The 22,757-nt window shown below is 63.7% G+C and carries 19 protein-coding genes and 3 pseudogenes; 9 read left to right on the plus strand and 13 right to left on the minus strand.

What is annotated here, in order from left to right:
• Window positions 1-17 precede the first annotated feature (17 nt).
• The 3 genes from ACSKB8_RS35440 to ACSKB8_RS35450 form a co-directional block, all read right to left on the minus strand.
• Window positions 18-848, minus strand: a complete 831-nt coding sequence (locus ACSKB8_RS35440) for an OmpA/MotB family protein (protein WP_091888688.1) — start codon at window positions 846-848, stop codon at window positions 18-20.
• A gap of 23 nt (window positions 849-871) precedes the next feature.
• On the minus strand, window positions 872-1,645 hold the full coding sequence (locus ACSKB8_RS35445) for a motility protein A (protein WP_018645542.1): 774 nt from the start codon (window positions 1,643-1,645) through the stop codon (window positions 872-874).
• A 302-nt stretch (window positions 1,646-1,947) separates the two neighbouring features.
• A complete protein-coding gene (locus ACSKB8_RS35450; protein ID WP_438109142.1) occupies window positions 1,948-2,772 on the minus strand; it encodes an SDR family NAD(P)-dependent oxidoreductase in 825 nt (274 codons plus the stop codon).
• Window positions 2,773-2,872: 100 nt separating this feature from the next.
• Here ACSKB8_RS35450 and ACSKB8_RS35455 point away from each other — a divergent pair, with 100 nt between their 5' ends.
• Entirely contained in the window at window positions 2,873-3,166 is a 294-nt protein-coding gene (locus tag ACSKB8_RS35455) for a hypothetical protein (protein WP_438109144.1), read from the plus strand.
• 17 nt (window positions 3,167-3,183) lie between these two features.
• On the opposite strand, the pseudogene ACSKB8_RS35460 reads toward ACSKB8_RS35455, so the two are convergent.
• From ACSKB8_RS35460 to ACSKB8_RS35475, 4 genes and pseudogenes are all read right to left on the minus strand, one after another.
• A pseudogene (locus tag ACSKB8_RS35460) lies at window positions 3,184-3,904 on the minus strand (RraA family protein).
• A gap of 122 nt (window positions 3,905-4,026) precedes the next feature.
• Window positions 4,027-4,908: a CDP-alcohol phosphatidyltransferase family protein gene (locus ACSKB8_RS35465; protein ID WP_249761034.1), complete on the minus strand. Its 882-nt coding sequence runs from the start codon at window positions 4,906-4,908 to the stop codon at window positions 4,027-4,029.
• 86 nt (window positions 4,909-4,994) lie between these two features.
• Window positions 4,995-5,708 (minus strand): annotated as a pseudogene (locus ACSKB8_RS35470) (phosphatidylserine decarboxylase); the annotation flags it as partial.
• Window positions 5,709-5,780: 72 nt separating this feature from the next.
• A pseudogene (locus ACSKB8_RS35475) lies at window positions 5,781-7,739 on the minus strand (ABCB family ABC transporter ATP-binding protein/permease).
• 201 nt (window positions 7,740-7,940) lie between these two features.
• Between ACSKB8_RS35475 and ACSKB8_RS35480 the strand changes: the two are divergent.
• Window positions 7,941-8,546, plus strand: a complete 606-nt coding sequence (locus tag ACSKB8_RS35480) for a TIGR00730 family Rossman fold protein (protein WP_164934453.1) — start codon at window positions 7,941-7,943, stop codon at window positions 8,544-8,546.
• A gap of 3 nt (window positions 8,547-8,549) precedes the next feature.
• On the opposite strand, the gene ACSKB8_RS35485 is transcribed toward ACSKB8_RS35480, so the two are convergent.
• From ACSKB8_RS35485 to cysS, 4 genes are all read right to left on the minus strand, one after another.
• Complete coding sequence (locus ACSKB8_RS35485; RefSeq protein ID WP_438109147.1) at window positions 8,550-8,927, minus strand: VOC family protein; 378 nt, start codon at window positions 8,925-8,927, stop codon at window positions 8,550-8,552.
• Window positions 8,928-9,053: 126 nt separating this feature from the next.
• Window positions 9,054-10,652 (minus strand): citramalate synthase, encoded by a 1,599-nt coding sequence (gene cimA, locus ACSKB8_RS35490; protein WP_370986723.1) that lies wholly within the window; start codon window positions 10,650-10,652, stop codon window positions 9,054-9,056.
• Window positions 10,649-11,140 (minus strand): GNAT family N-acetyltransferase, encoded by a 492-nt coding sequence (locus tag ACSKB8_RS35495; RefSeq protein ID WP_438109149.1) that lies wholly within the window; start codon window positions 11,138-11,140, stop codon window positions 10,649-10,651. Before ACSKB8_RS35495 ends, cimA begins: the two co-directional genes overlap by 4 nt.
• A 116-nt stretch (window positions 11,141-11,256) precedes the next feature.
• Entirely contained in the window at window positions 11,257-12,639 is a 1,383-nt protein-coding gene (gene cysS / locus ACSKB8_RS35500; protein WP_438109151.1) for a cysteine--tRNA ligase, read from the minus strand.
• Window positions 12,640-12,928: 289 nt separating this feature from the next.
• Here cysS and ACSKB8_RS35505 point away from each other — a divergent pair, with 289 nt between their 5' ends.
• Both ACSKB8_RS35505 and ACSKB8_RS35510 read left to right on the plus strand, forming a co-directional pair.
• Window positions 12,929-13,234 (plus strand): hypothetical protein, encoded by a 306-nt coding sequence (locus tag ACSKB8_RS35505; protein WP_438109153.1) that lies wholly within the window; start codon window positions 12,929-12,931, stop codon window positions 13,232-13,234.
• A gap of 143 nt (window positions 13,235-13,377) precedes the next feature.
• The gene (locus ACSKB8_RS35510) at window positions 13,378-14,565 is read left to right on the plus strand and encodes a DUF2865 domain-containing protein (protein ID WP_438109155.1); all 1,188 of its coding nucleotides are present in this window, start codon (window positions 13,378-13,380) and stop codon (window positions 14,563-14,565) included.
• 180 nt (window positions 14,566-14,745) lie between these two features.
• Here the strand turns inward: ACSKB8_RS35510 and ACSKB8_RS35515 are convergent, their stop codons facing one another.
• Window positions 14,746-15,648 carry a DUF2189 domain-containing protein gene (locus ACSKB8_RS35515; protein WP_438109156.1) on the minus strand — a complete coding sequence of 301 codons (903 nt, stop codon included), beginning with the start codon at window positions 15,646-15,648 and terminating at the stop codon, window positions 14,746-14,748.
• Window positions 15,649-16,188: 540 nt separating this feature from the next.
• Between ACSKB8_RS35515 and ACSKB8_RS35520 the strand changes: the two genes are divergently transcribed.
• The 5 genes from ACSKB8_RS35520 to ACSKB8_RS35540 all read left to right on the plus strand — a co-directional run bounded on the left by ACSKB8_RS35520 (window position 16,189) and on the right by ACSKB8_RS35540 (window position 20,714).
• On the plus strand, window positions 16,189-17,022 hold the full coding sequence (locus ACSKB8_RS35520; protein WP_438109158.1) for a cytochrome c oxidase subunit II: 834 nt from the start codon (window positions 16,189-16,191) through the stop codon (window positions 17,020-17,022).
• Between the two features lie 73 nt (window positions 17,023-17,095).
• A complete protein-coding gene (locus ACSKB8_RS35525) occupies window positions 17,096-18,874 on the plus strand; it encodes a cbb3-type cytochrome c oxidase subunit I (RefSeq protein WP_438109160.1) in 1,779 nt (592 codons plus the stop codon).
• A complete protein-coding gene (locus tag ACSKB8_RS35530) occupies window positions 18,871-19,575 on the plus strand; it encodes a cytochrome c oxidase subunit 3 (RefSeq protein ID WP_370986716.1) in 705 nt (234 codons plus the stop codon). Before ACSKB8_RS35525 ends, ACSKB8_RS35530 begins: the two co-directional genes overlap by 4 nt.
• Window positions 19,576-19,589: 14 nt before the next feature.
• Window positions 19,590-20,312, plus strand: a complete 723-nt coding sequence (locus ACSKB8_RS35535) for a heme-copper oxidase subunit III family protein (RefSeq protein ID WP_438109162.1) — start codon at window positions 19,590-19,592, stop codon at window positions 20,310-20,312.
• Window positions 20,313-20,321: 9 nt separating this feature from the next.
• The gene (locus tag ACSKB8_RS35540; protein WP_438109164.1) at window positions 20,322-20,714 is read left to right on the plus strand and encodes a cytochrome C oxidase subunit IV family protein; all 393 of its coding nucleotides are present in this window, start codon (window positions 20,322-20,324) and stop codon (window positions 20,712-20,714) included.
• A gap of 125 nt (window positions 20,715-20,839) precedes the next feature.
• On the opposite strand, the gene ACSKB8_RS35545 is transcribed toward ACSKB8_RS35540, so the two are convergent.
• Window positions 20,840-22,597, minus strand: a complete 1,758-nt coding sequence (locus tag ACSKB8_RS35545; RefSeq protein ID WP_438109165.1) for an NAD+ synthase — start codon at window positions 22,595-22,597, stop codon at window positions 20,840-20,842.
• Window positions 22,598-22,757: the final 160 nt, after the last annotated feature.

A 22,757-nucleotide genomic window follows, 5' to 3' on the forward strand; every position in this document is an offset into this window, starting at 1 on the left:
ATGGTAACGCAAGAGACCTACGGCTTCAGATTCGGCGGCAGCGGCGGATCTTCGCGCATCAAGGTGATGGTCACCCGCCGGTTGGCTGCGAGCGAGGGATCGTCCGGAAACAGCGGCTGGGTGTCCGCCTTGCCGGAAACAGCGAAGATGTGCGACGGCGGCAGTCCCTCGCGTTCGAGGATCTGGCGCACGGCATTGGCGCGGTCGGCCGACAGATCGAAGGCGCCGTAGTCGCTGCGGACCGGCACGAAACCCGCCGCGGTGTGGCCGGCGATGGAGACGCGCAGCGGCGTCGCCTTGAGCGGGACAGCGAGCTTTTCGACCAGGCGGCGGGTGCGGTCATACGGCACCTTGGAGCCGTCGGCGAACATCGAGCGGCCGTCCTGGTCGACGATCTCCAGATTGAGGCCCTGCTTGGTCTCCTCGAACATGATGTGCTTGGACATCTCGGTCAGTTCCGGCATGTCCTGCAACGCCTGGCGCAGCGAGGCCGCAGCGAGCGCGAAATTGCGGTCGACCTTGATCTTCGCGCCCGAGGTGCGGTCGCGGTCCTCCTGGTCGGGCGTCGGCGTGTTGGAGGCATCCTCGGGCTGGATGTGGTCGACGTTCTTCAGCCGCGGGCGGGTCGGCAGACCGTCGGACTCGACGATGCCGGCATAGCGCGCCTCGCTCTGCACGCCGAAGGCGTCGCGCATCGATCCGGCGACGATCTTCAGCTTGTTGGCATCCTGGGTCGAGAAGGCGACGAGCATCACGAAGAAGCTCATCATCAGGCCCATCAAGTCGGCGAAGGTCACGAACCAGCCGTGACCGCCGCCGTGGGCATCGCCGCGTTTCTTCTTGGCCATGGCCTAAATCCGGATGCGCGCGATCAGGCCGGCACCGGCTCACCCTCGGCGTGACGATGCTTCTCCGGCAGATAGGCCAGCAGCATTTCACGCACCAGGGTCGGGCTCTTGGAGTCGCGGATCATCAGGATGCCGTCGATGATGAGGGTGCGGTTGGTCTCTTCATCCAGCAGCTTGCCGTGCAGCTTGTCGGCGATCGGCAGACAGAACAGGTTCGCAACCAGCGCGCCGTAGAGCGTGGCGAGCAGCGCGGTCGCCATGAACGGGCCGAGCTTGGAGGGATCGGTCATGTTGGCGAACATCTGCACCATGCCGATCAGCGTGCCGATCATGCCGAAGGCCGGGGCACAGTCGCCGATGGCACGGTAGATCTTGCTGCCCTCGTCCAGATGCATCAGGAAGTTGTCGCGGTCGCGCTCGAGATTGTCGCGGATGAAGTCGAGGTCATAGCCGTCGGCGACGTAGCGGATGCCCTTGGCGAGGAAGGGTTCGTCGGTCTCGACCTTTTCGAGACCCACCGGGCCCTGCTTGCGGGCAATCTCGGCGATGCGGGCGAGCTCGTCGACGAGGTCGTGGGCCGACAGCCGGCTCATGGTGAAGGCGAACTTCGCGCCGAGCGGAAGGCCGTGCAGGAGCGCCGAGAGCGGGAAGCGGATCATGGTGGCGGAGATCGAGCCGCCGAAGATGATGATCATGGCATGTTCGGAGATGAACATGTGGAGATCGCCACCCATGAAGATCATCGCGGTGATGACGATGATGCCGGCCGTGAGCCCAACGCCCGTCATGATATCCATGGGAGACTCCAACGCGTACGCAACAACGGCCGTCCTGGCCGCTGGCGCGGCCCAACCCCGAACCGCAGCGGAAACCCTAGAGCGCCGCCCTTAAAGCCGCGTAAAGGTTAAGTCCGGACAGTGGGGGTACGCCGTGCTGCAGGCGCTGCGATTGCCGGCCGGCGGCAGGAATCTCAACATTTCGCTAACCATAACCGGCCACGCTAGCATGATCCGGAAAAGTGTGCAGCGGTTTTCCGAAAAGATCATGCTCATACAATAACCTAAAGCGCGATGACAATTCATCCTGATCTCATCGCGCTTTAGGGCGATAGCCCCGTCAGCTCCAGGCTGAGCGCGCGCAGGCGCTTGCGTGCGTCGGCATCGTAGGCCTGCGGATTTGCGCGTGCCTCGTTCATGCCGTTGAAAAACAATCCGCTTCTATCAGCGACGTCGTCGCCCTCGACAAGGTGCAAGATCGCCGCACCGCCTTGCTCCACCGTAGACATCGGCGTGATGCCGCCGGCGCGCACCATCGTGGTGTTCATGTAGGTCGCGGGATGCAGCGCGTTCACGGTGATGCCGGTGCCCTTCAATTCCCGCGCCAGATCGATCGTGAACATGATCTGCGCGAGCTTGCTCTGCGCATAGGCGCGCGAGCCGCTGTAGCCCCTGGTGATCATGACGTCGTCGAAATCGATCGGGTGCTGGCCGAGCGAGGCGACGTTGACGATGCGCGACGGCGCCGCCGTTTTCAAAAATGGCAGCAACAGATGGACGAGCAGGAAGCCAGCGAGATAGTTCACGGCAAATCGCAGCTCGTGACCGTCGGCACTGACCTGCCGCTGCGGCCCGTCATTCTGCGAGCCAATGCCGGCATTGCTGACCAGGACGTCGAGGCGCTGGTGATCACGCATCACGGCCTCCGCCAGCGCACGTGTGCCCGACATCGATGACAGGTCGGCCTGGTAGAAAGTCGGCGCGATACCGCCGGCCTTGACGATCTCGTCGCTCAACGTCTTCGCACGCGCCGCGTCGCGGCCATGAATCAGGACGCTCGCACCTTCTTCAACCAGCCGGCGCGCAACGTAGCGGCCGACGCCGTCGGTCGAGCCGGTGATCAGAACCGTTTTGCCCTTCATCCTCATTGCGCGTCCTCCGACTGCGGCCCTGCGTCACATCCGTGACGCGCCATCATGCGGTATTCTCCGGCTGTGCGGCATGCTCCATCGCAGGAGCCGATTTGCCATGTTGACGTTGTTCAGTCTTCTCACCGCGCTGCCCGCGGTGTTAGCACTCCACCTGCTCGAGCCGGAACTGGTTCTGCCGGCATTCAGCGTCCTGCTTTTTGTCGAGGCCGGCTTCGCCGTGATCGCGGCGCGCTCGATTCATCTCCCGGACAATGCGGACAACATCACCCTTTGGGATCTTGCCGGCGGCTTCACCCTGATCGGATGCGCCGCCGCAGTGTTCGGTGAGCCGGATCAAGCCGCCCTGCTTCTGACGGAACAAGGCGACCCACGGCCGGCATCGCCGCCGTAGGCCGCTTCGTCACGCGTTTAGTGAATCTCCGCCGAGCGCTTCAGCGCGGCCTTGAGCTTCTCCAGCGAGAAGTCGGGACTGCGCGCGATCTCCAGGATCGGCGTCTCGCGGCGGCCGCAGAGCTCGGCGGCTTCGGGCAGCTTTGCCGCGACGTCGAGCGGAATCACGATGGCGCCGTGCTGGTCGGCATGGATCAGATCGTCCGACTTCACGGTCATGCCGGCGACGCGCACCTCGCCGCCAAAGCTCTCGGCATGCACCCAGGCATGCGAAGGACCGATCGAGCCAGCGAGCGCCTGGAAACCAGGGGCCCATTGCGGGATGTCGCGGATCGAGCCGTCGGTGATCACGCCGAGGCAGCCGAGCGCCTTGTGCACATTGCTCTGCACCTCGCCCCAGAACGCGCCGTAGCCGACATCAGGACCGTCGATATCCTGGATCACCGAGATGCGCGGGCCGTGACCGGTGCCGACATATTCGTAATATTCGATGCGGCGCTTGGACTGCTCCTCGGCAGGAAGCGAGGATTTCAACACCGAGCGGATCGCAACCGTGCGGGCATAGCCGACGATCGGCGGCAAATCGGGGAACGGACAGACCAGCTGCTTGGTGGTGTAGCCGATCAGCCGTCGCTCCGGCGCCGACGATCTCCATGGCATTGCAGATCGTCGGCGTGTCGTAGCGGCCCAGCGCTTCGAGGACGGAAGCGGGCAGCGGCCCGGTCGCGGAATTGGTCACGGCGTTCTCTCCCACATTGGCGGCCGCTGTTGGCGCGGTGCCGCCGGCACAGGGCGATATAGCCGAGATCAGGCTTCAACCCAACTCGGCGCGCCTCATGGCAGATATCCGCGTGTGGCCGCTTAGTGCAGCCGGCCGGGCCGGTCGTCGTCGTGCGGCGGCTCCGACAAATTCGCCAGCGTCGGTGCCGAAGGCGGTGACGGGACCTCGCCTCCCGCCGGCGCGGTGGTTTCCATCGCACGCGCCTGATCGCGGTAGGATTTGTAGCCGAGCGGCAGGCAGAGCAGATAAAGCACCGTGCCGATCGACAGCACGTGCCAGGGATAGGCGATCAAGATCGCGATAAAGACGATCACGGCGACGAACGCCGGCAGCACCAGTTCCGGCGGCACGCGCATGCGCTTGGTCTTGCCGGAGAACACCGGCAGGCGCGACACCATCAGGAACGCGATCAAAAGCGTATAGGCCGCCGTTACCGCCGCCGGCCAGCGCCCGAGATCGAGGAACGCGACATAGATCGGCAGCAGCACGGTGATCGCGCCGGCCGGCGCCGGCACGCCGGTGAAGAAATTGGCGGCGAAGGCCGGCTTGTTGGGATCGTCCATGGTGGCGTTGAAGCGCGCCAGGCGCAGGCCGCCAGAGATCGCGAACACCATCGCGGCGATCCAACCGGCATTGCCGAGCTCGTGCAATTGCCAGAAATACAGCATCAGGCCGGGCGCCACGCCGAAATTGACGAAATCGGCGAGGCTGTCGAGCTCGGCGCCGAATTTGGACTGGCCCTTGATCATGCGCGCGATGCGGCCGTCGATGCCGTCGAGTGCCGCCGCGAACACGATGGCGTAGACGGCGAGCGACATCCGCCCCTCGATCGACAGCCGGATCGAGGTCAGGCCGGCGCAGATCGCCAGCAGCGTGATGACGTTGGGCACCAGCATCCGCACCGGAATCGGACGGAACCGCCGCCGGCGCGTGTCAGGATCTCTCAAATCGTAGGGCGTCATGGCTCGTCCTCACCTCAAGGCGAGATATAGCAAGCCGCGCTCCCCTCCGCCATTGCGGCGGAAGGGCCACATGCACCGACTATTGGTTAATTGGCGCGATAGCTGCGGCTCGGGTCATCCCCGGCAAGATCGGCCAAAATCGTCTCGCCGGCGATCGCGGTCTGCCCTTCCGACACCAGCGCCTTGGTGCCAACAGGCAAATAGACGTCGAGGCGCGAGCCGAAGCGGATCAGGCCGAAGCGCTCACCGGCACCGATCGCCTGCCCTTCCTTGACGAAGCAGACGATGCGCTTGGCCACGAGGCCGGCGATCTGGATCACGCCGATCCGCGCGGTCGGTGTCGTGATCACCAGTGAGTTGCGCTCATTGTCCTCGCTCGCCTTGTCCAGCTCGGCATTGATGAACAGGCCAGGCCGGTAGGCGATGCGGTCCACCCTGCCCGCTACGGGAGCGCGATTCACGTGGCAGTTGAACACGCTCATGAACACCGAGACGCGCGGCAGCGGCCGGTCGCCTAGCCCGAGCTCGGCCGGCGGCAGCGCCATGGTGATCATCGAGATGCGGCCATCCGCCGGCGACACCACGAGCCCCTCGCGCACCGGCGTGACCCGGACGGGATCGCGGAAGAACAGCGCGCACCAGACGGTCAGGATCGTGCCGATCCACCCCAGAGGGGACCACAGCCAGAACAGGATCAGGCTTGCCAGCGCAAAGCCGCCGATGAAGGGATAGCCCTCCTTGTGGATCGGCGGGATCTGACGCTGGATCGAATCGAGAATGGACATCGCTCTCTGCCGCTGAAGGGTTGACGGCGCACGGGGCCGTCCCGCGCGGTGGAGTTGTTTAGGCCAGAGTTGGGACCGGAGACAAGGTCACTCCGCCGCCGCAGGCGCCGTCAGGGCGTCGTCGACGGGCGGCGGCTGCCGGTTGGGCGCCTCGCTGGCGTCGGCCATCTTGGCCAGTTTCTCCCGTGCCGCCTCGGCCTCGCGCTGCCTGTTCCACATGCTGGCATAGAGGCCGGCCTGCGCGAGCAGCTTTGCGTGGGTGCCGCGCTCGGCGATGCGGCCCTGGTCCAGCACGATGATCTCGTCGGCGCCGACGATGGTCGAGAGCCGGTGCGCGATCACCAGCGAGGTGCGGTTCTTGGCGACGCGGTCGAGCGCACCCTGGATCTCGTGCTCGGTGTGGGTGTCGAGCGCCGACGTTGCTTCGTCGAGCACCAGGATCGGCGGTGCCTTCAAGACGGTGCGTGCGATCGCGACGCGCTGCTTCTCGCCGCCGGACAGCTTCAGGCCGCGCTCGCCGACCTGGGTCTCGTAGCCCATCGGCGCCAGGCGGATGAAATGATCGATCTGCGCCAGCCGCGCCGCCTCCTCGACTTCGGCATCGCTGGCGTCCCAGCGGCCGTAGCGGATGTTGTAGCGGATGGTGTCGTTGAACAGCACGGTATCCTGCGGCACCATGCCGATCGAGGCGCGCAGCGAACCCTGCGTGACCTCGCGAATGTCCTGGCCGTCGATCAGGATCTTACCGCCGGAGACATCGTAGAGACGGAACAGCAGACGCGAGATCGTCGACTTGCCCGCGCCCGACGGTCCCACGATCGCAACCGTCTTGCCAGCCGGTACCTCGAAGCTGATGCCCTTCAGGATCGGCCGCGTCGGCTCATAGGCAAAGCGCACGTCCTCGAAGCGCACGGTGCCGGCGGAGACGACCAGCGGCTGCGCATCGGATGCGTCCTTGATCTCGGCCTCGCGGCCGAGCACACCGAACATCTTCTCGATGTCGATGATCGCCTGCTTGATCTCGCGGTAGACCATGCCCATGAAGTTCAGGGGCTGATAGAGCTGGATCATCATGGCATTGACCAGCACGAAATCGCCGACCGTGTTGGTGCCGTTGCGCACGCCGATCGCGCACATCAGCATGGTCGCGGTCAGACCGAGCGTGAAGATCACGGCCTGGCCGGTGTTGAGCACTGCGAGCGAAGTATAGGTGCGGACGCTCGCCTCCTCGTAACGCTCCACCGACTTGTCGTAGCGTCGTGCCTCGCGCGCCTCAGCGCCGAAATACTTCACCGTCTCGTAGTTGAGCAGCGAGTTCGATCGCCTTGGTGTTCGCCTCGGTGTCGGAATCGTTCATCTTGCGGCGGATGCCGATCCGCCACTCGGTCGCGATGTAGGTGTAATACATGTAGAGGGTGACCGTGATCAGGGTCGCGACCACGTAGCGCCAATCGAACTGCCAGAGCAGCACGGCCATCAGCAGCGAGACCTCGACGATGGTCGGGATCAGCTGCAGGATCACCATGCGGACGATGACCTCGATGCCCTCGCGGCCGCGCTCGAGCACGCGCGTCAGACCGCCGGTCTTGCGCTCGAGGTGGAAGCGCAGCGACAGCTCGTGCATGTGAATGAAGGTGATGGTCGCCAGCTTGCGCACCGCATGCATGGCGACGCGCGCGAAGATGCCGTCGCGCCATTGCGTCAGCACCGCCATCAGGATGCGCATCGCGCCGTAGCTCGCGGTGAGCAGCAGCGGTGGGGCGATCACCCAAAGATGCCAATTGTCCGCCAGCACCGGCGCGGTGTTGGCGCCGGTCAGCGCATCCGTCGCCCATTTGAAGCTGAACGGCACGGCGAGCGTGATCAGCTTGGCGGCGAGCAGCAGCACCAGCGACCAGACCACCCGCATCTTCAGATCGAAGCGGTCGCCCGGCCAGATATAGGGCCACAGATGCGCCAACGTGCCCATCAGCGTGGCCCGCTCCAATGGTCCCCCGCAGGAGGATCAGGAACGTCGGCGCCGTCGAACGATTGAGGTTGGTCCATCAAGAAGCCTGAAAGCCCGCCGGATGCGGGCGTCGCTACCATTAACGATTTTCGTTCGTCATATAGAGCCTTCCCGATGTCCGCGCACCCCGCCAGATGGCGAATCTTTCGATTGTTTATCGCCATTTACCGGTAGATTTCCGGGGATCCGAATCACCGATTGGGCTTGACGCCTCTTCGTTGCAATGCATCATGGCACCAATGAGCACAATCAAAACTGTCTGTGTCTATTGCGGCTCCGGCCCAGGAACCAATCCCCGCTTCACCGAAGGCGCCAAGGCATTCGGCAAGGCACTCGCCGAAAACAACATCCGCCTGGTCTATGGCGGCGGCTCGCTCGGCCTGATGGGCGCGGTCGCAACCTCCGTGCTCGATCACGGCGGCACCGTCACCGGCATCATCCCCGACTTCCTGCGGCTGCGCGAAAACGCGCTGACCCGCGTGCAGGAGATGATCGTCACCCCCGACATGCATGAGCGCAAGCGGCTGATGTTCGAACGCTCCGACGCCTTCGTGGCGCTGCCGGGCGGCGTCGGCACGCTGGAGGAGCTGGTCGAGCAAATGACCTGGAAGCAGCTCGGCCGTCACGCCAAGCCGGTGCTGCTCGCCAACATCGACAATTTCTGGGAGCCGCTGTTCTCGCTCTTGTCGCACATGCGCCAGACCGAGTTCATCCGCGCCGGCCTTTCGATCGACATTCTCAAGGCCGATCGCGTCGAAGAGATTCTGCCGAAGCTGAAGACGGCTGCCGCCCAGGTCGCCGAGGCAGAAAAGCAGCTCGCACCGGAAGTGGCACGCAGGCTTTAACGGCTACTCGCTCGGAAACGTCACCGCCTCGATCCGGTTACCGTCGGGGTCGGTGACGAACGCCGCGTAATAGCGCACGCGATCGTGCGGGCGGATGCCCGGCGCGCCGTCGGAGGCACCGCCGGCCGACAGCGCGGCGGCGTGAAACGCGTCGACCTCATTAGTCGTCTTCGCCCGCAGGCAGATGTGCACACCGCTCTCCAGCGCGACGCGCGGCATGCCCTCGCGCAAGTTGATCCAGAACTCCGGATAGGCCTTGCCGAAGCCGATAGTCCGCGGCCGCGTCACGAGGCGCGTGAGACCGAGCGCGGCAAGCGCGGCCTCATAGAATTTCGCGGCGCGATCGAGATCGCTGACGCCGACGGAGATGTGGTCGATCATTGGTCGCGCTCCCTTTCTCCTCCTCGTCATTGCGAGCGTAGCGAAGCAATCCAGCGTGTGGACCGCGGAGGGATTCTGGATTGCTTCGCTTCGCTCGCAATAACGGCGCTGTTGCGCCGCCGTCGCTTACGCCGGCGCGCCCGACTTCACGAGCTTGTAGATCACCGAATCCATCAGCGCCTGGAACGAGGCGTCGATGATGTTCGGGGACACGCCGACCGTGGTCCAGCTGTCGCCGTTCTCGTCCTCGCTCTCGATCAAGACGCGCGTAACCGCGCCGGTGCCGCCATTGAGGATACGCACGCGATAATCGATCAGTTTCAAGCCCTCGATGTACTTCTGGTACTTGCCGAGGTCCTTTCGCAAGGCGACGTCGAGGGCGTTGACGGGACCATTGCCTTCGGCGGCCGAGATCAGATGCTCGCCGGCGACGTCGACCTTGACCACGGCCAAAGCGACGGTGACGCGCTCACCGTGCGAATTGTAACGCTGCTCGACATTGACGTCGAACTGCTCGACCTCGAAATAGTGCGGCACCTTGCCGAGCGTCCGGCGCGCCAGAAGCTCGAACGAGGCGTTTGCGGATTCATAGGCGTAGCCCGCCGCCTCGCGTGCCTTCAATTCCTCGACGAGGCGCGTCAGCTTGGGATCGCTCTTTTCATAAGCGATGCCGGCGCGATCGAGCTCGGCGATGACATTGGAGCGTCCGGCCTGGTCGGAGACCAGCACCTTGCGGTGATTGCCGACCAACTCCGGCAGGACGTGCTCGTAGGTCTGCGGATCCTTCAGCACGGCGGAGGCATGAATGCCAGTCTTGGTGACGAAGGCGCTCTCGCCGATATAGGCCGCGTGCCGGTTCGGCACACGGTTGAGCATGTCGTCGAGCGTGCGCGAGACCTTGACCAGCGTTGCCAGCTTCTCGGCCGTGACGCCGATCTCGAAGGCGTCGGCAAAATTCTTCTTCAGCTTCAGAGTCGGAATCAGCGAGCAGAGATTGGCGTTGCCGCAGCGCTCGCCGAGGCCGTTCAGCGTGCCCTGGATCTGCCGCGCACCAGCGCGCACCGCGGCGAGCGAATTCGCCACCGCCTGCTCGGTATCGTTATGGGCGTGGATGCCGACATGATCGCCGGGAATGTGCCTCGTCACCTCGGTGACGATGGCCTCGACCTCATCAGGCATGGTGCCGCCATTGGTGTCGCACAGCACCACCCAGCGTGCGCCGGCCTCATAAGCGGCCTTGGCGCAGGCGAGCGCGAACGCCGCGTCTTCCTTGTAGCCGTCGAAAAAATGCTCGCAGTCGAGCATCACTTCACGTCCAGCAGCCTTCGCGGCCGCAACGCTGTCGCGGATCGAGGCGAGGTTTTCCTCCTTCGTCGTCTCCAGCGCGACGCGCACCTGATAGGCCGATGACTTCGCCACGAAGCAGATCGCGTCGGCCTTGGCTTCCAGCAGCCCGGCGACGCCGGGATCGTTGGAAACCGAGCGCCCGGCTCGCCGCGTCATGCCGAAGGCGGTGAAGCGCGCATGGGCGAGCTTTGGCTTGGTTGCAAAGAATTCGCTGTCGAGTGGATTGGCGCCGGGATAGCCACCCTCGACATAGTCGATGCCGAGATCATCGAGCATCGCCGCGATGACCTGCTTGTCGGCCAACGTGAAATCGACCCCGTTGGTCTGCGCGCCGTCGCGCAGCGTGGTGTCGAAGAGATAGAGACGCTCCTTGCTCATTGCGGAGCTCCGAGCATCTTCTTCATGGTGGTGTTGGCGAGCCACTCGTCGTTGATGGTGACGCTGTTGCGCTGCTGGGCGATGTAGCCGCGCTTGGCGAAGAAGCCCTGCGCGGTGTCGCTGGCGTCGACCGAGAGGCTCGTGGCACCTCGGCCGCCGGCAAGCTTTTCCAGCGCATCGACCAGCATGGTCGCAACGCCCTGCCCGCTCACTCCCGGATGCACATAGAGCATGCGGATGTGATCGTTGCCGCGCAGCGAGGCGAAACCGATGGGCGAGCCTTCCAGCGTCGCGACCAGGGTCAGGTCGGCGGCGAGCCGCTTGCCGAACTCTTCGCTTTCCGCCGTCTCCATCCAGGCCTGCTGCTGCGCCTCGCTATAGTCGTCACCGGTCAGCTCCTCGATGCTCGCGGTGAAGATCGCGGCGAGCACCGGCACGTCATCAGGCAGGAACGGCCGCAAGCCGGGTTTTGGCAAAGTCTGTCCCATCGGTCTTCACCACATCCCATAGAGTTTCAGCACCAGCGCCACGGCACCAGCGAGCAGCGCGATCTTCAGTACGATGTAATAGAGCCAGTGCCGTGGAAAAGGCGTGTCGGGCCGCTTCATCGCGCAATCTCCCAGGTCGTGCCCTCCTTGGAGTCCTTGATCGCAACGCCCATCGCGGTGAGCAGATCGCGGATGCGATCGGATTCCCCAAAGTCCTTGCGGCTACGGGCCGCCGTTCGCTCCGCGATCAGGCGCTCGACTTCCTTCGCATCGATGCCGCTCGCCTGCTGCTTGCGGCCTTCCCATTGCGCAGCGCTCTCGGAGAGGAAACCGAGTAGCCGCAATGATCCTGCCAAGGCGTTCACGTCGCTGCCGCGCAAGCCGTGCAGCGCTGCGATCGCCAGGGACGTGTTGAGGTCGTCCAGTAGCGGCTCGACCACGGAAGCCGCCGGCCTGCCGGGCTCGACGTCGGCCGCGACGCGATACCAATCGTCGAGCGTCTTGGCGCTCTCCTCCAGCGACTTCATGGTCCAGTCGATCGGCGAGCGGTAATGCGTCTTCAGCATGTTCAGACGCAACACCTCGCCCGGCCAATCCTGCAGCAGCTCGTGGATGGTGATGAAGTTGCCGAGGCTCTTCGACATCTTCTCACTCTCGACCTGGAGGAAGCCGTTGTGCATCCAGTAGTTCGCCATGCGCTGCTGGTGGAAGGCGCAGCAGGTTTGCGCGACCTCGTTCTCGTGATGCGGAAACACGAGATCGATGCCGCCGCCATGGATGTCGAAATGCTCGCCGAGGTGCTTCCAGGCCATGGCCGAGCACTCGATGTGCCAGCCCGGACGTCCCTGCGCAGCGATGCCGGCCGGCGACGGCCATGACGGCTCACCCGGCTTGGACGGCTTCCACAGCACGAAGTCGGTATTGCCCTTCTTGTAGGGCGCGACATCGACACGCGCACCGGCGACCATCTCGTCCAGCGATCGATTGGACAGCGCGCCATAGCGCGGCAGGCCTGCATCGGCCGCGTTCATCGCCTGCGGCGAGAACAGCACATGGTCTTCGGCGACATAGGCAAAGCCGCCGCCGACGAGCTTCTCGATGATCTCGCGCATCTCGCCGATATGCTCGGTCGCGCGCGGCTCCACGCTCGGCCGCAGCGCGCCCAGCGCATCGACGTCGGCGTGAAACTGTTTTCCCGTCTGCTCCGTGACCTTGCGAATGGCCTCGTTCAGCGGCAGGCCAGGAAAATCCCGCGCGGCACGGTCGTTGATCTTGTCGTCGACGTCGGTGATGTTGCGGACATATTTGACATGCGCCTCGCCATAGAGATGGCGCAGCAGCCGAAACAGCACGTCAAACACGATCACCGGCCGTGCATTGCCGATATGGGCGAAGTCATAGACGGTCGGTCCGCAGACATACATACGGACGTTCTTCGCATCGAGCGGTACAAAGGTCCGCTTTTCCCGGCTCAGCGTATCGTAAAGGCGCAATTCCATATGGATACCCGTCGGCTGTTGGCCGGGCGTCCAGGGCTCTCAATGTGTTTGAGAAAAGACGGCTCCAGCCAGCGAATCGCTAGCTCGTAATCTCGCGGCAAATGGCGCAAATGGCGAGGAGACCGTTCATGCGGCCACATATGGGCTATGAGGCGGCCCCGCGTCAAGAGAGCCGCGAAAACGCCGCTTTATCTCCGCAAAGCGCCCGGCTCGTCCTGATGGTTCATGATCCTTAACCATTTGGGCCCATTCTGGAACTGGCGGTTCCTTTTTTGCCCCCGGTGTTTTCATGCGATCCTTGTTCGCGCTCATTTTCGGCGCCTCCATCATTGCGGCATCCAGCGCTTGCGCCGAGACCCGCGTCTTCATCATCGCCAACCAGGCGGACGGCTACGGGGTCGACCAGTGCCTGGCCAAGGGCGACAAATGCGGCGCCTCCATCGCGCGCACCTATTGCCAGTCACGGGATTTTGCCCAGGCCTCGGCCTATCGCCGGGTCGATCCCGACGAAATTACCGGCTCCGTCCCCAAATCCGGCGCAAACTGCTCCCATGGCCGTTGCGACGAATATGTCGCAATCACCTGCCAGCGCTGAATTCGCTCGGAACTGGCGGACCTTAGGCCCAATCTTTGGCCGTTGAAACGACGTGACGATGCCGCAGGAAGCGGCTATGGGAGGGCGCGCTTCGGCCCTCCAAAGTCACTTGGAAAGTCACATTGGGCCGTGACCTCGCTAGAATGGCGGATATGCCTGAATTGTTGTCCCTGCCTCGTGCCCGCTTCCTCCTTGCCTGCACCCTGCTCCTAAGCACGGTCGTGCTCGCCACCGGCGCTTTCGCGCAGGCCGGCCCGCCCGGACCGCCGCCTCAGCCCGGCCAGAACGGACTCGGCCCCAATCCGATGTGCGTGCGGCTGGAAGGCCAGCTCGCCGCGCTCGACCGCGGCGGCGGTGGCGACCCCGCGCGCGAAGAGCAGATCCGCCGCTACCAGGATTCCCAGAGCCGTCAGCAGGCCGAGCTCGACCGCGTCACCATGCAGGCCAAGCGCATGGGCTGCGATTCCTCCGGCTTCTTCTCGCTGTTCAACGGCCAGTCCGCGCAATGCGGCCCGGTCAACACCCAGATCCAGCAGATGCGCGCCAATCTGGACCAGATCACCGGCAATCTCGAGCGGCTGCGCGGCGGCGGCCCCGGCGGCTTCAGCCCCGAGCGCGACAACCAGCGCCGCTCGGTGCTGGCGGCGCTGGCGCAGAACAATTGCGGCCCGCAATATGCCAACGCTGCGCAATCACAGGGCGGCGGCAACTTCCTCAGCAATTTGTTCGGCGGCAACAGCGCGGGCAATCCGCAAGCCGTGCCGCCCGCCGATCTCGGCCCGCAATCCGGCACCTTCCGCACGGTATGCGTGCGCACCTGCGACGGCGCCTATTTCCCGATCTCGTTTGCGACCGTGCCGGCGCGCTTCCCCGACGACGAGAAGACCTGCAAGGCGCTGTGCCCGGCCGCGGAAGCCGTGCTCTATACCCATCGCAATCCCGGCGAAGACATGAACTCGGCGGTCTCGATCGGCGGCCAGCCCTACACGGCGCTGCCGACCGCGTTCAAATTCCGCAGCGAGTTCAACCCGTCCTGCTCCTGCAAGGCCGCGGGCCAGACCTGGGCGGATGCGTTGAAATCGGCCGACGACAAGGCGGCGGCCGAGCAGCAGGGCGACATCATCGTCACCGAAGAGAGCGCCAGGAAGATGCAGCAGCAGCGGCTCAACAAGGGCACGCCTGCCAATGCCAAGAAGGGCGCAGCTCCGGCGCCGACGACGTCCACCGCGCCCGCCGCGCCGCCGCCGGCGGATACTGGCGCCCCTGCTAACTCCGAGAACAAGCCGATCCGCTCGGTCGGCCCGACCTTCCTGCCGCAGCAGCAGAAGTAGGCAGCCCTGCTTTTACTGTCATGCCCCGCGAAGGCGGGGCATACAGTACTCCGTAACGCCAGTCGTGCACACAAGCAGCGCCGCAGGGTACTGGATCATCCGCTTTCGCGGATGATGACAGCAATCCAGGGGCACAATCGCCCGTCTCACTCGCAACCGTTATCCCTCAAACGCGCGCTACTACTCGCCCTCGCGGCTCCACGGGAAGAGATTGGCCGGAAAGTCTGCCGCGTAGCGCTTTCCCTTCGGGGGCGGCGGCGGTGCGTCCGGTGGGTTCGGATTCGGCTCGACCACCCGCCGATAGAGGTGCCAGGTGGCATGACCGAGCACCGGCAGAACGACAGCGAGACCGACGAAGAGCGGCAGCGAGCCGATCACGAGCAGCGCTGCCACGATGAGGCCCCATCCGGCCATCGCAACCGGATTCGCCGCGACCGCTCGAAGCGACGTGCGGATCGCGTCGATCGCAGTCGCATGCCTGTCGAGCATCAACGGAAATGACACGACGCTGACGCACAATGCCACAACCGCAAACAGGAAGCCGACACCGCAACCGACGATGATGAGCGACCACCCTTCCGGTGTCGTCAGCACGCGCGTTGCGAAGTCGGGAATGCTTGCGGCCGCCGCGTGACCGAAGATTGCGACATAGATTGCGTTCGCGGCACCGATCCAGGCCCCGAACAGGACCAGCAGGAGCACGCCGAGTTCTACCATGGCGCCGAACGAAGGTGCGCGCAGCACCTTGAACGCATCCCATGCATCGACCTCCTCGCCGCGCTCGCGACGACGGCTGAGTTCGTAGAGACCGATCGCGGCAAAAGGCCCGACCAAGGCAAAGCCGGCGGCCAGCGGAAACAGTAGCGGCAGCACCGAATAGCCGAGCACCATCCTGAACAGGACGAGACCGAGAACGGGATAAATCACGCACACGACGATCGCGTGACTCGGCATCGCCTGGAAATCCTCCCAACCCAGGCGCAGGGCGTCGGACAGGTCGGACAAGCTGATCTTGCGAATGGGATAGGAGGCCGCTTCGCCGAATACGTGCCGCCTGATGTCGTGGGAGTACAGAGTGGCCATGAACGGACCTCCCGTCCTGAAAATCGCGGTTTCGATAACACGCGCTTTCCAGCCACGCGTGTCCGCCGGATGAGCAGGAAACGCGATGGGTCGAGTACGGTAACCCAGGTTCAGCGAACGAGCCTGGCCGGACGGAACCCGTCGCGACCTGCCTCGCAAGCTTAGCGCGCGCGGGGCAAGGCTGAACTCACGGTTCGGTGAATTGCGGGACCTGATTTGTGCGTTGCATCACCCCGGACGCTGAGCACACCCGATGCTTTGTCGACCTTCCGGGCGACGGCAACGTCCACGCCGCGCGTTGACACGCCGATATGCTCTATTGACGCCGGATTAGGCTGGGACCATTTTACACACAGACGCCCTTAGCTCCGATGAGATTGATGGTCGCGAGCGTTCCCTTGATTTCGCGACCAGTGGAATGGGCGAAGCAACAGGCCGGCGATGGCACGAATGCCGACCAAGAAAGGCCAGCCATCGCGACAGACATGAGCTCCGCCCTGGATTCGTATCCGTAGCCTTCAATGGCAAGGATGGATCAGGATGGCTGTCGCACTGATATTGCTTCTGGTCGCGATCGGCTCGGTGCTGTTTCACCTCTACAGCCCGTGGTGGTGGACGCCGATCGCCACGAACTGGGCCTATATCGACCACACCATCAACATCACGTTCTGGATCACGGGCTTTGTTTTCGTCGCGGTCATCGCCTTCATGGCCTACTGCGTCTTCCGCTTTCACCACAAAGAGGGAAGACGGGCCGACTACAATCCGGAAAACAAAAAGCTCGAATGGTGGCTGAGCGTCGGGACCGGCGTCGGCGTCGCGGCCATGCTGGCGCCTGGCCTCGTGGTCTGGCACCAGTTCGTGACGGTGCCTGCGGATGCCACCGAGGTCGAGGTCATGGGGCAGCAATGGCAATGGAGCTTCCGCCTTCCGGGCAAGGATGGGCAATTGGGCACATCCGATGTCCGCAACATCGCTTCCGACAATCCGATGGGACTCAATCGTGACGACCAACACGGGCAGGACGACGTCGTGATCGAGAGCGGCGAGCTGCACCTTCAAGTGGGAAAGCCGGTCAAGGTTCTCCTCCGCTCGGTCGATGTCCTGCACGATTTCTACGTGCCCGAATTCCGGGCCAAGATGGACATGGTTCCAGGCATGGTGACCTATTTCTGGATAAAGCCGATCCGAACCGGAACGTTCGACGTTCTCTGTGCGGAGCTTTGTGGCGCTGCTCACTATCAGATGCGCGCCAAGGTCATCGTCGACGAAGAGCGTGAATATCACGCTTGGCTGGAGCAACAAAAAACGTTTGCAGAATTGTCGCCGGCAAAAGCCGTCGTGAAGGCGACGTACCAATCCGGCGGCAAGTAGTAAGCCGCCGCCAAGATAGATCGGGTGCATGAGGCCAAGGTCTCACCCGATGGAAACGACCGAGGAGGTTTCTATGGTCGATATTCCATATGAAGGGATCCCCGGCATTCCGCCTGCCGAAGTGCCTGATGTCGAGCTCTATCATCCGCGGAGCTGGTGGACACGCTATGTCTTCTCGCAGGACGCCAAGGTGATCGCCATTCAGTATTCGCTGACGGCCACGGCCATCGGGCTGGTGGCCCTGGTGCTATCGTGGCTGATGCGGCTGCAACTGGGATTCCCCGGCACCTTCTCCTTCATCGATGCCAACCAGTATCTCCAGTTCATCACCATGCACGGCATGATCATGGTGATCTATCTGCTCACCGCGTTGTTCCTGGGTGGCTTCGGCAACTACCTGATCCCGCTGATGGTCGGCGCCCGGGACATGGTCTTCCCTTATGTGAACATGCTGAGCTACTGGGTCTACCTGCTCGCAGTCCTGGTGCTGGCCTCGGCCTTCTTCGTGCCCGGCGGCCCCACCGGCGCCGGCTGGACGCTGTACCCGCCGCAAGCGATCCTCTCCGGAACGCCCGGGCAGGATTCGGGCATCATTCTCATGATGTCGTCCCTGATCCTGTTCATCATCGGCTTCACCATGGGCGGACTGAATTACGTGGTCACGGTGCTCCAGGCGCGCACCCGCGGCATGACGTTGATGCGCTTGCCGCTGACGGTGTGGGGCATTTTCACGGCGACCGTGATGGCGCTCTTGGCATTCCCTGCACTGTTCGTTGCCTCGGTCATGCTGCTGCTCGACCGTCTCTTGGGAACCAGCTTCTTCATGCCTTCGCTCGTCGAGATGGGCACGCTGTCGAAATATGGCGGCGGCAGCCCGCTGCTCTTCCAGCACCTGTTCTGGTTCTTCGGCCATCCCGAAGTCTACATCGTCGCCCTGCCCGCCTTCGGCATCGTCTCCGATCTGATCAGCACGCATGCGCGCAAGAACATCTTTGGTTACCGCATGATGGTCTGGGCGATCGTGGCCATCGGCGCGCTCAGCTTCATCGTATGGGCGCACCACATGTATGTGAGCGGCATGTTCCCGCAATTCGGGTACTTCTTCGCCACCACGACGCTCATCATCGCAATCCCCACCGCGATCAAGGTCTACAACTGGGTGCTGACCCTGTGGCGCGGCGACATCCATCTCACGGTGCCGATGCTGTTCGCCCTCGGCTTCATCATCACCTTCGTGAACGGCGGGCTCACCGGCCTTTTCCTCGGCAACGTCGTCGTGGACGTGCCCCTCTCTGACACCATGTTCGTGGTCGCGCATTTCCACATGGTGATGGGCGTGGCGCCGATCATGGTCGTGCTCGGCGCGATCTATCATTGGTACCCCAAGGTCACGGGGCGGATGCTGAACCAGGCTCTCGGCAAGTTTCACTTCTGGGTCACCTTCCTCGGCGCCTACCTGATCTTCTTCCCCATGCACTATCTTGGACTGCTCGGGGTTCCGCGCCGCTATTTCGAACTCGGGGATGCGGCGTTCATCCCGTCCTCGGCCCATTCACTGAACGCGTTCATCTCCGTGGTGGCCTTGACCGTCGGCTTCAGCCAGATGGTGTTCCTGTTCAACCTTGCTTGGAGCTTGTTCAAAGGTGAGGCCTCGGGCGGCAATCCGTGGCGGGCGACGACGCTGGAATGGCAGACGCCGGAGACGCCTCCAGGGCACGGCAATTGGGGCAAGGAGCTCCCGGTCGTGTACCGCTGGGCCTATGACTACAGTGTCCCCGGCGCCGCGAAGGACTTCATTCCGCAGAACCAGCCGCCGCACGCGACGCAGCTCGTTCAGGGAGCTGCTTCGTGAGCGCCATCATCCTGTTCCTGGCTGTGCTTGCGGTGATCGCCGGATGGTGGCTGTCGCAGCAGCGGCTGACGGCCAAGCCATGGCTGGAGGAAGGCCCGATCGGTGACTTCCCGGGCGGCGATGCCATGACCTGGCCGGCAGCGAAGGTCGGACTTGGCGTGTTTCTCGCCGTCGCGAGCACATTATTCGTCCTCTTCATCAGCGCCTACTCGATGCGCATGAGCGTGGTGGACTGGCGGCCGCTGCCGATACCGCGACTGCTGTGGGTCAACACGGGCGTCCTGGTCCTGAGCAGTGCCGCGCTGCAATGGTCATACGTGGCCGCGCGCCGAGACGATGCTGAAGGCGTCATGATCGGCCTGCTCGCGGGCGGAGCATCTGCCGTGATCTTCCTCGCCGGACAGCTCCTGGCCTGGCAACGGCTCGGGGCTGCCGGATATTTCGTGGCGTCCAATCCGGCGAATTCCTTCTTCTACCTGTTGACCGCGGTGCACGGGCTGCATCTGACGGGCGGTCTGGTGGCCTTGGGCCGAACCTCAGCCAAGATGTGGCGCGGCGTCGAGATCGCCGACATGCGCTTGAGCGTAGAGCTGTGCGCCATCTACTGGCACTTCCTGCTGCTGGTCTGGCTTGTCCTGCTCGGCCTTCTCACGGGATGGACCGACGATTTCGTCAACATCTGCCGCCAATTGCTGAGCTAGGGAGGCGAGACCAGATGGCTGCGACCATGCTGACAAATCCGGGCCAATCGCCTGCGCGGCTTGAAGGCTGGCGCGGCATCGCCGCCGACTGGGCGTCCGATCAGCGCGCCTTCAAGAACGTGTCCTGGGGCAAGGCCATGATGTGGATCTTCCTCCTCAGCGACACCTTCATCTTCAGTTGCTTCCTGCTCTCCTACATGACGGCGCGGATGTCGACGACCGTGCCCTGGCCCAATCCCAGCGAGGTCTTCGCTCTCAACATCGCTGGCAGGCACATTCCGCTGATCCTGATCGCCATCATGACGTTTATCCTGATCAGCAGCAGCGGCACGATGGCGATGGCCGTCAATTTCGGCTACCGCCGCGATCGCGTCAGAACCGCGGCCTTAATGCTGGCCACGGCAGCTTTCGGCGCAACCTTCGTTGGAATGCAGGCCTTCGAATGGACCAAGCTGATCATGGAGGGCGTTCGGCCCTGGGGCAATCCATGGGGTGCCCCGCAGTTTGGTGCGAGCTTCTTCATGATCACCGGGTTTCACGGCACCCATGTGACGATCGGTGTGATCTTCCTGATCGCCATTGCGCGGAAGGTCTTTCGCGGCGACTTCGACGTCGAGAGGCGCGGTTTCTTCACGAGCCGCAAGGGGTACTACGAGATCGTCGAGATCATGGGCCTGTACTGGCACTTCGTCGATCTCGTGTGGGTGTTCATCTTTGCATTCTTCTATCTTTGGTGAGGTCGGCGCATGACAAACGCGGCGGTACACATGGAAGGACAGCTTCACGCTCCGGTGCATAGCGCAATCGCAACGGGAGCCGTTCACGCCAAGGGTCAACAGCACCCGATCAAGCTCTACCTCGTGGTGTGGGGCTGGTTGTTCGTCCTCAGCACGTGCTCCTACCTCGTCGATTACTTTGGCCTACATGGCTATCTCAGATGGTCGCTGATCCTGCTGTTCATGGTGTTGAAGGCCGGCCTGATCGTCGCCGTCTTCATGCACATGGCCTGGGAGCGACTGGCCCTGGCCTATGCCATCCTGCTGCCGCCGGTCGCGGTCTTGGTATTCGTGTCGATCATGGTGCTCGAATCCGAATACACCCACTTCCTTCGGGTGCTCTTCTTCGCAACCCCGTCGTAGCGGCAATCCGAGTTCTCACTGTCATGCCCCGCGAAGGCGGGGCATCCAGTACTCCGCGGGAGGAGTCGGTTTCTACAATGTCCGCCGCGGAGTATTGTAGCGAGACTGCCCGTCTCTCTCCGATGCTAACCCTCGAACGCGTCAATCGAAGCGCGGCTGCCGCGCGAGACCAGCGTCTCGTCGGGCACCGGCAACGGCTCGCCCTTGTCACGAAAGCGGTTGGTGATGGGATAGCGGCGGTCGCGGCCGAAATTCTTAGGTGTCACCTTCACGCCGGGTGCGGCTTGGCGGCGCTTGTATTCGGCTACGTTGAGGAGATGGTCGATGCGGGTGACGGTCTCGCGGTCGAAGCCGGCCGCGATGATTTGATCAAGCGGCTCCTCGCGTTCGACCAGGCGTTCCAGGATGGCATCGAGCACGTCGTAAGGCGGCAGCGAGTCCTCATCCCGCTGGTTCTCGCGCAACTCCGCGGTCGGCGGCCGCGTGATGATATCGGGCGGAATGATCTCGCCAACCGGCCCGAGCGCGCCTTCCGGCTTCCAGGAATTGCGCAGTGCCGCCAGCCGAAACACCTGCGTCTTATAGATGTCCTTGATCGGATTGAAGCCGCCGTTCATGTCGCCATACAGCGTGGCGTAGCCGACCGACATTTCGGACTTGTTGCCTGTCGTCACCACCATCAAGCCGGTCTTGTTGGAGATCGCCATCAAGAGCGTGCCGCGGGTGCGGGACTGGAGATTCTCCTCGGTGATGTCAGGCGGCAGGTTCTTGAAGATGCCGGACAGGATGGTCTCGAACCCGTTGACGGCTTCCGCGATCGGCAAAACCTCGTAGCGGATGCCGAGATGGCCTGCGAGCTCGCCGGCATCCGCAACCGAGTGTGGTGCGGTGTAGCGATAAGGCAGCATCACGCCATGCACCTGATCGGCGCCGAGCGCATCGACCGCGATCGCGGCGCAGAGCGCGGAATCGATGCCGCCGGAGATACCGAGCAGTACGCCCGGAAAGCCATTCTTGGCGACGTAATCGCGGAGGCCCAGCACGCAGGCGGCGTAATCGGCCTTGTCACCCTCGGGTTGCTCGGCGACTGGCCCCGCGCAGCGCCAGTCGTCACCATTTCTGGTGAAGCGCAGCGTGACGATGCTCTCTTCGAACGCCGGCAGTTGCGCCGCGAGTGAGAGGTCCCCGTTGAGCACGAAGGAAGCACCGTCGAACACCAGCTCGTCCTGGCCGCAGACCTGATTGAGATAAACCAGCGGCAGCCCGCTTTCGGTGACCCGCGCCACCGCGACCGACAAGCGAACGTCGTTCTTGTCGCGGGCGTAAGGCGAGCCGTTCGGCACCAGGATGATCTCGGCGCCAGTCTCCGCCAGTGTCTCGACCACGTTCTCGTAGTCCTCGGATTCTTCCAGCCAGATGTCCTCGCAGATCGGCACGCCGATGCGCACGCCGCGCACCGTCACAGGGCCGGCGGCAGGGCCCTGCGAAAACAGCCGCTTCTCATCGAACACGCCGTAGTTCGGCAGATTGCACTTGAAGCGCAGCGCGGAGATACGGCCGCCATCGATCAGCGCACAGGCATTGTAAAGCCTGCCCTCCTCGACCCAGGGCGTGCCGACCAGCATCGCCGGACCACCGTCCGCCGTCTCGCGCGCCAGCGCCTCGATCGCCGCGCGGCAGGCGGCCTGGAACGCCGGCTTCTGCACCAGGTCCTCCGGCGGATAGCCGGCGATGAACAGTTCCGGAAACAGCACGAGATCGGCGCCGTCGGCGGCGGCTCGCGCGCGCGCCGCCCGCGCCTTGGCGGCGTTGCCCTCGATATCGCCCACGGTCGGATTGAGCTGGGCGAGCGTGACCGCGAATGCGTTGAGACGTTCGGTCATGGGCGCGCTCGCTGTCACCTCTCCCAAAGGGAGAGGTCGGATTGCACCTGGCGATGCGAAGCATGCCCAGGGCAATCCGGGTGAGGGGTTACGGTCTCTCGTGGGACCTGCTCCCCCTCACCCGATTTACGCTCGACGATGCTGCGCATCGCGAGGCGCA

Source organism: Bradyrhizobium sp. BR 1432 (assembly GCF_051547705.1).
GTDB classification, from domain to species: domain Bacteria; phylum Pseudomonadota; class Alphaproteobacteria; order Rhizobiales; family Xanthobacteraceae; genus Bradyrhizobium; species Bradyrhizobium zhanjiangense.